The organism is Myxococcales bacterium (assembly GCA_016716835.1).
Classification (GTDB): Bacteria; Myxococcota_A; Polyangia; order Haliangiales; family Haliangiaceae; genus JADJUW01.
Window position 1 is genome coordinate 2,496,092 of the sequence record JADJUW010000001.1, and the last position, 13,179, is coordinate 2,509,270.

Consider the following 13,179-nt stretch of genomic DNA (forward strand, 5'->3'; position numbering starts at 1 on the left):
GCATCATCCCATCACCAAGCGACGATGTCATCGCGGCAACCACATCGAATATTATTGGCCGCTGCCAATTACCCCCTGACAATTGCGATATAATTTGGCGGCAATGGGACGTCGGCCGCAAACTAGCCCGCCCCGCGACCACGCCCTGGTCGTGGTCGTCGCCAGCAGCGCCAAGCTCGCCGAGCGCGTGCGGCACGCGTGCCGCGGCACCGACCAAGTTGTCATCGTCGATGGCGATGCCGAGCTGCAAAATGCCCTAAGCACCAACGTACGCTTGATCGTCGTCGGCGATGCCTCGCGCGGCTTGCGCGGTGCCGACTTGGTACACAAGCTGCAGTCGCATTACAGCAGGAATGCCCACCCGGTGCCGCCGATCGTCACCGTCGGCGTCGACCTGCCGCTGGGCGAGGTCTTTTACCGCGCGCCCGCGCAAATCGGCGACGCGGAATTCGTCAGCATTATTAACAGCGCGCTGTCGACCCGGCGACCTCCTGAAATCGCCTTGGACCGCGATGCCCAACGGCTCAATCAGATCTATCAATATGGTCGCCGCCTCGCCGATCAGCGCGACTTAGTGGCCGCGGCCCGCCTCGCCGCCAGCGCCGCCGCGGCCTTGGTCAGCGGCGAACATGCCCACGTCTGGTACGTCGATGAGGCCTCGGGTTCGCTGTGGGCGGGCGGCGGTGCGTTGCAAGAAGAAGAAAATCAAGAGCTCAGCGCGGCCCACGGGATCGCGGGCTTTGCGGTGCGCGTCAACCAAGCCCTCGCCGTAACGCGTGCCAGCGATGACCCGCGCTTTGTGAGCGCGGTCGATAACCCAATGGGCAAGCGCGACGATCGCCTGGTCGCGGTGCCCGTCGCGACCGCGGGGGGCGAGGTCCACGCGGTGCTGGTGGTCACGCGCCATAGCAATGCCGCGCCGTTTAGCGACGGTGACGTCGGCGATCTGCGCGAGCTCGCGCACGCCTGGGCGCCGTTCTTGCACCAACAAAGCAAAGAGCTGCACGTAAAAAATCTGGTGCAAAGTGAATACGTCAATCCGGGCGGGGAGCGCCTGTTTCGCGACGAGGCCCTGGCGGCGCAACAGTTCCGCACCGCCACCGGCGATGTCATCCGCGTGCACCCGGGATGGGTCAAAGGCGTGTTCTGGCTCATCATCGGCGGCTTTTTCGCGGCGTTGCTGTTTTCGGCCATCGCCAGGGTTCATCGCTATGCCAAGGGGCCCGCGGTCATTCGCATCACGGGCCGCAGCGAGGTAATCAGCACAACGCCGGGCTCGGTTGCCGCGGTGCGCGTCGCGCCTGGGCAGCGCGTTGCGGCCGGCCAGCTGCTCGTGCAGCTCAGCAACAACGAACAAAGCGCGGCGATGGCCACCATCCAGGCCGAGTTCGAGCGCAACCTCATCGTCTATTTGCAAGCGCCCAATGACCCTGGGATTCGGCAGTCGCTGTCGGGCTTGGTACGGCAGCGCGATACCGCGAAGGCCGCGCTCGAGGCGCGGCAAATTTATGCCCCGCACGATGGCGTCGTCCGCGAAGTGCTCGTCGGCGAGGGTCAGCTCATCGAGCCCGGCACGGTGGTCGCGTCACTCGCGGTCCCCAACGCCCCAGGTGGCGCGCGCATCGTGGCGTTTATCCCGGGCAGCGAACGCCCGCGCCTGGCTGCCGGCCAAGAGCTGCGAATTACAATTTCGGGGTTCCGCGAGGCCGACATGATTCTCAAGGTGGATCGCGTCAGCAACGAGATCCTCGGCCCGCAGGAGGCCGTGCGCCGCTACCTCGGCGGGCGATTTGCCGAGGCCACCCAAATTGCTGGCCCCGTGGTGGTCGTGGAAGGCACGATTGCGACCACCTCGTTTGTCGACAGTGGCGAAACCTTTGAAATTCCCGACGGCATGAGCGGGCTGGCGGAAATCAAGTTGAAGTCCGAGTCCATGCTCAAGACGTTGATCGTAGGCGAAAAATGAGCGAACCAGCCGCACCCTTCCTCGAAGGCGACAACGAAAACGATATTCGCGCGGCGCTGCAGCAGCTGGCCTACGATCGACGCAAACGGCGGATTCCCTTCATCCAGCAACTCGAATCGGCGGATTGCGGCGCGGCGTGTCTCGCGATGGTCGTGAACTATTTTGGCAACGCGGTGACGCTCGACGATGTGCGCGGCAAGTTCGTGACGTCCGCGCGTGACGGCAGCGACGGCGCCTCCATCGCCGCGGCCGGTGAGGCCTTCGGCCTGCGCGCGCGCGGCATTACGCTCGACGTCGAGCACCTGCAATACCTGCCGCAGGGCTCGATCCTACACTGGAACTTCAACCACTTCGTCGTGTTTGACCGCTTCACCAAGGACGGCGTCGAGCTCGTCGATCCGGCGCTCGGTCGCCGCGTCGTCCCGATGCCGCAGGTGCGCGTGTCGCTGACCGGCGTTGCCATCGTCTTTGAGATAAGCGACAAGTTTGAGGCTAAAGAGCAGAATGCCTCACGGATCGCGTGGTTCGCGCATCAGCTGCGTGGCCAAGGGCCCTTGCTGGCGCGCATCCTCACGACGTCGGTGCTCTTGCGCGTCGTCGGCTTGGTGCTGCCGCTGCTCACCGGCACCATCATCGATCGCGTGATTCCGCGCAGCGATATCTCTTTGTTGTGGCTTGTCCTTGCGGCGGTCGTGCTGGTGGCCCTCTTTAACTCGGTCAGCGGCTTGGTGCGTGCCCATCTAATGATGCAAATGCGCACCAACCTCGATACCAAGCTCACCTTTGGCTTCATGGACTATATCACGCGTCTGCCCTACGACTTTTTCCAGCGTCGCCCGGTCGGTGACTTGCAGATGCGGGTCAACAGCAACGCCCAGCTGCGCGAGATTCTCACCGGCACCACCCTGTCTTCCATTCTCGACGGCATCTTGGTCATCGGCTACGCCGCGGTCATTTTCACAATTTCTCCCACAATGGGATTTGCGGCGCTCATCATCGCCGCCGTGCAGGTGTCGGCGTTCGTGCTCTCGCGCCGCCGCATGCGCGAAATCAACGTCCAGGCGATCGAAGCCTCATCGAAGACCCAGTCCTATTTGATCGAGCTGCTCAGCGGCATGTCGACGCTCAAGATCGCCGCGGCCGAGCGTCGCGCCGCCGAGCGTTGGTCCAACATGTATGTCAATGAGCTCAACGTCAACCTCGACCGCGGCCGGCTGCAGGCCAACGTCGATGCCTTCAGCGGCGCCATCAGCGGCAGCGTCAACATCATCATGCTGATGATCGGTGCGACCTTGGTACTCGAAGGCGACATGTCGATCGGCAGCATGATCTCGACCACCGCCATTGCGCTGGGCATGCTCGGCCCGATCACGGGCCTGGTCGGCACCTTTTTCCAATTGCAGCAGCTCGACACCTACCTCGACCGCATCGACGACGTGCTGCGCTCGCCGCCGGAGCAAAACAAAGAAGAGGTCACGGCCGCGCCGACGCTGCGCGGCAAGATCACCCTGGAGCATATCTCCTTTCGATACTCGCCCGCGTCGCCGATGGTCGTTACCGACGTGAACTTGGAGATCGAGGCTGGCGCCATGGTCGCCATTGTCGGCGCTTCGGGCAGCGGCAAGTCGACGCTGGCTAGTATTATCGGATCGCTCTACAAGCCCACCACGGGTTATGTTTATTTCGACGGCAACGATGCCGCTAAGCTCGATCTGCGCAGCGTGAGGCGACAGCTCGGCGTCGTGCTGCAAGACTCGTTTTTGTTTGCCACTTCGGTGCGCGACAATATTGCGCTCACCAACCCCACCGCCTCGCTCGAGACCATCGCGATGGCCGCCAAGATGGCGTGCATCCACGATGATATCCTGGCCATGCCGATGGGCTACGACACCGTGCTCGCCGACCGCGGCAGCTCGATGTCTGGCGGCCAACGCCAGCGGATCTCGCTTGCGCGCGCCCTAGTCCATCGTCCCGGTATCCTCATCCTCGACGAGGCCACCTCGGCGCTTGACGCCCGCACCGAGCTGCAAGTGATCGAAAACCTCGGCAAGCTGCAGTGCACCCGCATCGTCCTGGCGCATCGCCTCAGCACGGTTAAGAACGCCGACCTCATCTTGCTCATGGATGGTGGCTACGTCTTAGAACGCGGAACGCATGAAGAGCTGCTCGCCAAGCGCGGCAAGTACTACGAATTGGTGCAGGCGCAAATCCAGATGATGCCGGGAGCGCCGACGCCATGAGAGGGATCCTATGGCTCTGCCTCGCGCTGCTGCCAGCTTGTCAGGGCAAACCCGCCGGCGGCGAAAAAACGGCGGATGAGGTTTTGGTGGCACCCCCGTCCCCCTCCCCTACCAAGCCACCGTGGATTGGCGTGATCGTCCCAACCGACGCGCAAGACGTTCTGGCGCCCTATGCCAGCACCGTTACGTCCTTGCCAATTAGCGTCGGCCAACGCGTCGCGGCCGGCGACGTCGTGGCATCACTCGATCCTCGCCCCATTCAAGAAGAGTTAGCCACGGCTCGGGCCGCGCTTGCGCAAGCCCAAGCGGCCTTGCGTTCGGCGAGGGTAAGCGCGGAGGCGGCGAGCGCGGCCGTGGCGCGCGCCAAGGCCGCCTTTGAGGGTTCGTACGGCGCCAAAGAAGACATCGCCATCGCTGAATCCAACGAAAAACTTGCCGCCGCCGCCGTCTCGCAAAATGAAGCGTCAGTGGCACAGCAACAGGTCACCACCCAGATGCTGCAGGGCCGCAGCGCCCGCACCCGCGTCCGCGCCAACATCAGCGGCGAGGTTGCGCGCAAATACGTCGAAGTCGGCGGCAAGGTCGAACGCGACGTGCCGCTGCTGCGCATCATTGGCAAGGGCTCGCTGCTGCTGCGGTTTGCGGTGCCACTCGCGGAAAGCGGTAGCGTCCTTCCCGGGCTTAGGCTCAAGCTAGCCTGCGCTGTGGCCGATACCGAGGTCGCTGCCTCTGCCGAAGTTACCCACATGTCACCCGAAGCCGACTCCGTCGCACAAATGATGCTTGGTGAGGCCGCGCTTATGGATGTGCCCGGCGTCGTATTTGCGCCGGGAACCGTATGTAGGCTTACACAGTAGTGTGCAAGTGCATTTGCGCAAGCCCTAAGATTTGCTAAAATTAAAGACGATTTGGAACCGCAAGTACTCGACCAGCGATACCAACTCCAAAGCCGCGTGGCTTCGGGAAGCATGGGATCTGTCTACCGCGGCAAAGATCTCTCGACGGGCCAAGATGTCGCAATCAAGATTCTGACGCTCAATGGTGATGATGACGTCGCGCGCTTCCAACGCGAAGCCGACATCCTCTCCAAGCTGGATCACGCGAACGTCGTAAAATACATCGCGAGTGGTGCCGATCACGGCGTGCACTACATCGTGCAAGAATGGGTCGAGGGCATCACGCTGGCGGCGCATGTACGTACGACCGGCCTCTCGGCAAACGAATCGATCCAGCTCGCTAGCGCGGTGACCGCAGCGCTCAGTTGCGCGCACGCGGTGGGCATTGTCCACCGCGACGTCAAGCCAGCGAATATCTTGTTGCCAACCGACATCATGGCCGATGCCAAGTTGGTCGACTTTGGCATCGCGCGACTTGCCAGCGGCGGCCAACGGCTGACGATGACCGGCATGCTGGTCGGCACGCCTTCGTACATGTCACCCGAACAGGCGCAAGGGGCCAAAGATATTGGCCCCGCGGCCGATATCTGGGCGGTCGGCTGCGTGCTGTATGAAACCCTCACCGGCCAGCAGCCCTTCCGCGGAGATTCCTCACTGGCCATCCGCGCCAAGGTGCTGGTGAGTGATCCGGCGCCACTGACGGATTATTGTGCCGAAGCGACACCGGAGCTGGTGGCGTTGGTGAGCGCCATGCTGAGCAAGATGCCCGAAAAGCGGCCGGCCACCACCAACGATGTGCTTGATCGGCTGCGAGCCATCGGCCCGCTCGCGGATGCCCCAAAGCGGCCGCGCGGCTTTCAGGCGACGTTGACGCCGAAACAAGAGGCCGTGCGCGCGGCGGCCGGCCCGCTAAAATGCGTCATGATGGTGGCGACGCCTCCTGGCCTGGGCGACGAAACTGAAGTGTTAGCGGACATCGCCAAGCGCCACGACCTGCAACTATTTGTCGACGAAGAATTCGCGGTGCTAACCCCGCGCGTCGACGGCCACGCTGGGGCCATGGCCGCCGCGCGCGCCGCGGTCGAGCTGCAAAAGGCATCCGCCGACGCCGCGATTGGCATTGCCAGCTACCACGACCAGACCACGATGGACGCCGCGCTCGATCAAATGGGCCAGGCCGTCGAGAAGAACGCGGTCTCGGGCATGTTCGCGGCGGTGCTCGACACGGCCGCGCCCGAGGTCATGATCGACCCCGAGCTGGCCCAAGAGCTCGATGAAGAGTTCAAAACTGAGATAACGGCGGGCGAGCCGTTGCGCATCTTGCTTGGAGCGCGATAAGGCCCCATGGCCCATCCAGACGACCGCGAGCCTGGTAACGAACCGAGGGGACGACCCTCGCGTTCGACCACCGTATCGCGCGCGATCATTTCGGATGAGCGCCATATTTTGCTGGTGGTCGGCAAGACGTCACAGTCGACGCATGCCTTGCCTGCCAGCGGCCGCGTAACGATCGGCCGCGCGGCGGAAAACGACATCGCCATTGATGATGCGTCGATCTCGCGCCACCACGCCACCCTCATTCTCGACGCCCCGATTCGGATCGTCGACAACGACAGCGCGAACGGCACGTGGATTGGCGACCGCCAAGTGCCAGTTGGCGAAGAAATCACGATGCATACCAACGATCCGTTGCGCATCGGCAACGTGCTCATCGTGCTGCAAACCTGGAGCACTAATAGCCGGCCGAGGCGACTCAAGACGCACGAGTATTTCGAGGCTAGGCTCGAAGAAGAGGCCATGCGCGGCGCGCGGCGCGGCGATGCGTTTGGCGTCTTATTTGCCCACGTCGAAAGCGGCGCCACCGACCCCTTGGCGCTATTTTCGCTGTGTCTGCGCGAAACCGACTTGGTCGCGGAATATGCGCCAGGGCAATACGAAATCCTCGTCGTCGACACCACGCCCTCGGGCGAATCAACGGTTATCTCGCGCGTCGAGACCGCGGCCAGCGAGAACGGGCTTGATATTCGTTTGGGTGCGGCCTGGTTTCCGCGCGACGGCCGCGATGCGTCCGCGCTGATGACACAGGCGCGGGTGCGGGCCGACGAGCATGCGATCAAGCCCTTGCCATCGTCCGACCATGCCGAGCCCAAGCGTCAGGCGTCGCAGGCTGGCCTGGTGGTTTCGGCCCCCTCAATGCGCGCGCTGCACAGCCTCATCGAGCGCGTCGCGGCCTCTGATATCAGCGTGCTGCTCCTTGGCGAGACCGGCGTCGGCAAGGAAATGATCGCCGCCGAAATCCACAAGAAATCGACCCGCGCCGATAAGCCGTATATCCCGCTTAATTGCTCCGCGCTCACCGAAACGCTGCTCGAGAGCGAGCTCTTTGGCTACGAGCGCGGCGCCTTTACCGGTGCCAATACCGCCAAGCAAGGCCTGCTGGAGACCGCCAACGGCGGCGTGTTATTCCTCGACGAAATTGGCGAGCTACCGCTCTCGACCCAGGTCAAGTTGCTGCGCGTGCTCGACGAACGCCGCGTCACCCGGGTTGGCGGTATCGCCAGCAAGCCCATCGACGTGCGCATTGTTTCAGCCACCAATCGCGACGTCGATGCCGAGGTGATTCGCGGCACGTTTCGATCGGATTTGCTCTATCGCCTCAACGCGATGACGGTGCAGGTGCCGCCGCTGCGCGAGCGCCACGCCGAGATCGAGCCGCTCACCCGCCACTTTATCAACCACTTCGCGACGCGCATGAACAAAGAAGTGCCGATTCTCTCCGAGGAGGCCCTCGCGCTCTGTTATCAGTATTACTGGCCCGGCAACGTGCGCGAGCTGCGCAACGTGATGGAGCGCGCGGTGGTGCTCTGCAAAGGCAAGATCATCATGAAGCACGATCTGCCGGTTGAGCGCATGATGGCCAAGTTCGCCGATGCGCGCGCGACGCTGCGGCCCAGCGTTGCGCCGCCCATGCCGCAGCCGAGTTACGGCGCACCTTCCTTTGGAGGGGCGACTCCACAGTCCGCCGCGTTTGGCGCCTCCATCGATTCCTCGACGCCAGGGCCGTATCCGCTGCCCGCGCTGGGTTCTGCGCAATTCGCGCCATCGCGTCCAGATCAGCCAACCTACGGCGCGCCGGCATATCCGCCCGCGTCGCGTGCCGCCACCGCGGCGTCCGAGGACGAAACCATGCATTCGTGGCGAGGCCGCGCATGGGACCGCGCCGAAATCGAGGCCACGCTCGTCGCCTGCGGCGGCAATCAAGCCGAAGCCGCCAAGCGCCTCGGCGTCTCGCGTCGCACGCTGATCAATCGCCTCGAAAAGCTCGGCATCGCGCGTCCGCGCAAGCGGCCTTGATAGGTGATGTAGGCGCATAGGCGTCACGTGCGCAATGGCAAGCCACGGCGCCGTGTCTGCGTCATGGCGCCAAGACGCGACGGCGGCCACTCTGCTACTATTTCGGCCAGGCCATCATGAAACCAACGATCCGCTCGATCACAAATAAATTCGTCGTCCGCACGCCGTGTCTGTCTGTTTCCACGGTAATCGCGGACAGCAATCACGCCGAAGTGTTGCGACAGCGCCTGCGCGAACTCGTGGGAAATCCCGCGGTGCGCGAGTCGCTTTTGATCGCCTCGCAGAGCATCGACGCGGCAATCGACGACTGGCTGGCCGACCCGTGGGCTGCCAAGAATCGTGCAACCGAGCGGTCGATTTTGCGATACGTCACGCGCATGTCGACGCGCGCTACGCCGTTCGGCTTGTTCTCAGCGTGCACCGTTGGCAACTTTGACGAGCACACCGCGCTGGAGCTCGCCGACCGCGCCAAGTGGCAGCGACGCACGCGCATTGACAATGACTACTTGTTTGACGCCGTGCTCGCCCTCGGCCAAGACCGCGAGCTGCGCAAGACCCTGACGTACTGGCCCAATGACACCGGCTATATCGCCGCTGGCAAGCTGCGCTACGCCGAGGCCCGCACGACGGGCTCTGGTCGCGCCTATTTTTTGATGTCGGCTGGCCTCACTGATTACCTAAAGGCGATCCTAGAGCGCGCCAGCAGCGGGGCGACGATAGCTGACCTCAGCGAGGTGCTTTGTCGCGACCCCGAAATCACGCCACCCGAGGCCGAGGAATTTCTCCACGAATTAATCGACGCGCAGGTCATCACGTCCAAGTTAATGCCCAATGTCACGGGCCGCGAGTCGACCCTGGTCGTAGCCGATTTGCTAGAGACCACCGACGCCACCGGCAAATCGGCCGCCAAGGCGCTCAAGTCCGCCTTCAAGCGTGTCGAAGCGCTCGATGCCGCGCCGATGGGTGCCATGCCCGGCGCGTATAGCACCATTATGGATGAGCTCGGTGCCGAGATGCCGGCGGCCGTCCGTACCCCGAAAAACATTAGCCGCACGTTTCAGGTGGATCTGTTTTCTACCCTGGCGCAGCGGCAGCTCAGCCACAAGGTGCTTGCCGAACTTGAACGCGCGGCGCTGTTTCTCGGCAAGATCGCCAATATTCAGCAAAATAGCCAAAATGATTTTCGCAAGGCGTTCGAAGAAAAATTCGAATCCCAGACCATCCCGCTATCGCTTGCGCTGGACAATGAAGCCGGCGTGCGCAAGTCCGATGGTGGCAGTGGCACCGATAGCCCCGTGCTTGCCGGAATCGCCCTGCCCAACCGAGGCGGCGCGCCGCAAGCACCTGCTTACTCGCCCAAAGGCGCTTGGATCGCGGGCATGTTTGAGCGCGCTAAGCTCGAGGGTGCCAAAGAGCTCGTGATCACCGACGCAGACGTCGAGGCGTGCCCCAAGTCCTCATCGGATGCCGTACCGTTTTTGGGAGGCACCTCGGCCATGATCGCAATCGCCGCCAAGAGCCAGGCCGATATCGACGCGGGACGTTTCGACATGCGCGTGATTGGCATCTCGGGGCCGTCCGGCGTAAATTTATTTGGACGTTTCTGCTACGGCTCGCGTGAGATCCACGACATGGTGCTGGCCCAGATCGCCGCGGAGGAGGGCCTGCGGCCCGACGCCGTGTTTGCCGAGATCGTCCACCTGCCGCAGGGCCGCATTGGCAACATCTTGTTTAGGCCTGTGCTGCGCGACTATGAGATTACCTACCTCGGCATCAGCGGCGCCCCCGACGATCGCCATATCCCGCTTTCAGATCTGATGGTCACCTCCAAGGGTGGCCGCGTCGTCCTGATTTCTAAGCGCCTGGGCAAAGAGGTGATTCCGCGCCTCTCCACGGCGCATAACTACAGCATGCCGTCGTCGTTTCCGCTTTATAAATTTCTTTGTAGCATTCAAGCCCAGTATTTCACGCAAGGTGGATGGAGCTGGGAATTCCTCGACGGACGCCCGCATTTGCCACGCGTTCGCTACGGCAATATCGTGCTCGATCGCGCGCAATGGCGGCTGACCGCCAAAGATCTTGAAGGCATCGAAGCCGCCACCGCGGGCCACAAAAAAGTTGCTGGCCAAGAGGCCTCGCTCGCGGCCATGCAGGCCGCGCATGTCGCGGTCACGGAGCTGCGCAACAAGCTGCAATGGCCAAGGTGGGTAGCTATAGCCGAGTCCGACAATGAACTCGTGATCGACCTCGACAACCCAGCCATGACCGAAATGATGGCCCACGAACTGCGCGGCGCCCGCGGCGTCGAGATCGTGGAGATGTATCCGGCACCCGATGAGACGTGGATTACCGGCCCAGGGGGCACGTATGTTCACGAAATCTCGTTGCCACTGTTCCGCGATCCTGAACCGGCGGCCAACGCCGCGAAAAACGCCGGCAAAGGCCCCGCAAAGGCGAAGGCCGCGACCGCGACCGACGCTGAGCCCGAGGCGCTCAAAGCGCCTGCCCAGCCGCGCGCGCTTTTACCGCCCGAGGTGCCGCGCGACGACCGCTTGCTCGCAGTCGGATCAGAGTGCCTCTACGTCAAACTTTATTGTGGCCAAACCGTGGCCAATGCGGTGCTGCGGGAGGTGATGGTGCCCTTGCTGGCTGACTCAGGATTTCGCGCCAGCTTTGACGATTGGTTTTTCTTGCGCTACGCCGATCCTGACCCTCACTTGCGACTGCGTTTTTTTGGTGAGCCCGCGCGTTTGCTCGCGGAGGTGTTGCCGGCGATCACCGCGGCCGTGCAGCCTCTCTTGGCTAACGGCACGCTCGATAAAATCGTGCTCGATACCTATCAGCGCGAGGTCGAGCGCTACGGTGGCCTAACCGGCGTTCGGCTTGCCGAAAAGCTGTTCTCACGCGACAGCGACCTCGCCATGACGTTTCTCGAACATACGGACGACGACGCCATTCCTGAGGTGTTGTGGCCCATGGCAGTCGTCGCGATCGACAAGCTGCTTGAGGATTTCGGCTATTCCCCCGAAGGCAAGTTCAAGAAAATGTCTGAAATTGCCGATGGTTTTTTATCAGAGTTTGGGATGAACCCGGCGTACCAGAAGCGACTTGGCGACAAATTCAAGTTAGTGCGCGGCGACATCGCGGCGGCATTTACCAACCCCGCCGACAACCCAGATCACCCTGCCCCGCCGATCTACGAGGCGATCGCAACGCGCAGCGAGCGCAACCGCGAGGTCATCGCGGCGCTGCGCGACGCCGAGCGGGCAGGGCAGCTCACCGACAGCGTCGACCGGCTTATCTCCTCGGTGATCCACGTCAACATGAACCGCGTCTTCACCAACTCGCCGCGCGCGCAGGAAATGGTGCTCTACGATCTGTTGCGGCGCCACTACGATGGCATCTTAGCGCGACAGCGCACGGGGGCTGGTGGCGGCGAGAAGCTCAAAAAAGATAAGCCGCCTCCGACCGACGGCAGCGAAACGCCAACGCCTTAGGGTTACGGCGCTACGTCCAATCCGCTTGCCGTGGCCAAATTCCGACTCGATGGGCGCTATAGACCATCGCCCTGGCAGAACTGCTCGAGCTTGGCGGCGGATTCTTCGCGGTAGGTGGCCTCGGCGGCGGTGGGTGGCGCGGTGCGCTGCAGGCGCTGCATGTTGGCGATGATGACGTCGGTGCCGATCAGGGTCATGACGAGCACGTTGCCCATGAACGCCAGTACGGCGCTGATGACGCGGACCGTGCCGTAGTTGAGCTGCGTCAGCACGTCGTAGAGGCCGACGACCATCATGCCGCCGCCGAGGAGCAAGAGCCCAATGTAGGCCATCCACGCCTTGTGGATACGGGTATTGGCGTCGGCGTGGGTAAGCGGCAGGGTGAATTGTCGCCCCGACCAGCCGATGAAAAATTGCGCCGCCATGATGCCGAGGTTGCCGGCGACAAAATAGACGCTACCGGTGATTTGGTAGGGCAACAGCACGATGGCGTAGGCAAACAGCGCGTACATCGGCGCCGCCAGCACCATGAGCCAGCCAGGCACCGAGCTGCCAGGGAAGATGAGCTTGGTGACGATGGAGGCGCGGATGACGCCGGGCATGAGCGAGATGATCTTGGGCGCCAGCACGAGCACCGACTGCACCCCAAACGCCATGCCGACCACCATGTGGATTTGCGAGCGCGAGGCGTTTAGCTTGACCCCGGCGATTTCCGCCGCCTGGCGCGCTAGCGCGATTTGGCCGTCAAACGCGGCGCGAAACGGATAGAGATAGAGAAAAAAAGGCGCCAGGAAGTAAATTGCCCATGCCCAAAAAAGTGCCCGCCGCTGCGTCTGCCACTTGGTCCAATTGCGGAGCTGGTAGAAGGCGACCATGCAAAAAATCGCCTCGGCGAATGCGGGCAAGAGCAGCATGGTGCGCGCAGCATCAGGCACGCGGGGGCCATCAAATGCCTCCATGAAGCGAAAGACGGTGAGCGGCACAAAGATGAGCGCGATGAGCAGCAGCACCGAGCGCCGCCACGCCAAAAATGCCTGATGCTCGGGGTGGGTGACGTGCGAGGCCCCCAGTTCAAGCGCGCGGCGCTCGCTGGGCAAGACCTCGCCGATATCAATATTGAGGCGAAACGCGCGTTTGAGCGACAGCAAGACAAACCGCCGCGACAGGGTATAGACGATTGGCGCGGCGGGCGCGATTGGCGCGGAAGGCTCAGTGCTCATGTTTCC

General features: G+C 62.8%; 7 protein-coding genes. 6 read left to right on the forward strand and 1 reads right to left on the reverse strand.

All coding sequences use genetic code 11. The features are described 5' to 3' along the window. The first annotated feature begins 103 nt into the window (after nucleotides 1-103). The 6 genes from IPL79_11005 (at nucleotide 104) to IPL79_11030 (ending at nucleotide 11,953) form a co-directional block, all read left to right on the forward strand. A complete protein-coding gene (locus tag IPL79_11005; GenBank protein MBK9071516.1) occupies nucleotides 104-1,966 on the forward strand; it encodes an HlyD family efflux transporter periplasmic adaptor subunit in 1,863 nt (620 codons plus the stop codon). Beyond that, on the forward strand, nucleotides 1,963-4,206 hold the full coding sequence (locus IPL79_11010; GenBank protein ID MBK9071517.1) for a peptidase domain-containing ABC transporter: 2,244 nt from the start codon (nucleotides 1,963-1,965) through the stop codon (nucleotides 4,204-4,206). The genes IPL79_11005 and IPL79_11010 overlap by 4 nt, the downstream gene beginning before the upstream one ends. Continuing rightward, nucleotides 4,203-5,063 (forward strand): HlyD family efflux transporter periplasmic adaptor subunit, encoded by an 861-nt coding sequence (locus IPL79_11015; protein ID MBK9071518.1) that lies wholly within the window; start codon nucleotides 4,203-4,205, stop codon nucleotides 5,061-5,063. Before IPL79_11010 ends, IPL79_11015 begins: the two co-directional genes overlap by 4 nt. Before the next feature lie 111 nt (nucleotides 5,064-5,174). After that, entirely contained in the window at nucleotides 5,175-6,440 is a 1,266-nt protein-coding gene (locus IPL79_11020) for a serine/threonine protein kinase (protein ID MBK9071519.1), read from the forward strand. 6 nt (nucleotides 6,441-6,446) lie between these two features. Next, entirely contained in the window at nucleotides 6,447-8,456 is a 2,010-nt protein-coding gene (locus IPL79_11025; protein MBK9071520.1) for a sigma 54-interacting transcriptional regulator, read from the forward strand. Nucleotides 8,457-8,572: 116 nt separating this feature from the next. Then, entirely contained in the window at nucleotides 8,573-11,953 is a 3,381-nt protein-coding gene (locus IPL79_11030) for a lantibiotic dehydratase (GenBank protein ID MBK9071521.1), read from the forward strand. A gap of 56 nt (nucleotides 11,954-12,009) precedes the next feature. On the opposite strand, the gene IPL79_11035 is transcribed toward IPL79_11030, so the two are convergent. Beyond that, nucleotides 12,010-13,173, reverse strand: coding sequence for a hypothetical protein (locus tag IPL79_11035; GenBank protein ID MBK9071522.1), 1,164 nt, complete (start codon nucleotides 13,171-13,173; stop codon nucleotides 12,010-12,012). Nucleotides 13,174-13,179 lie beyond the last annotated feature (6 nt).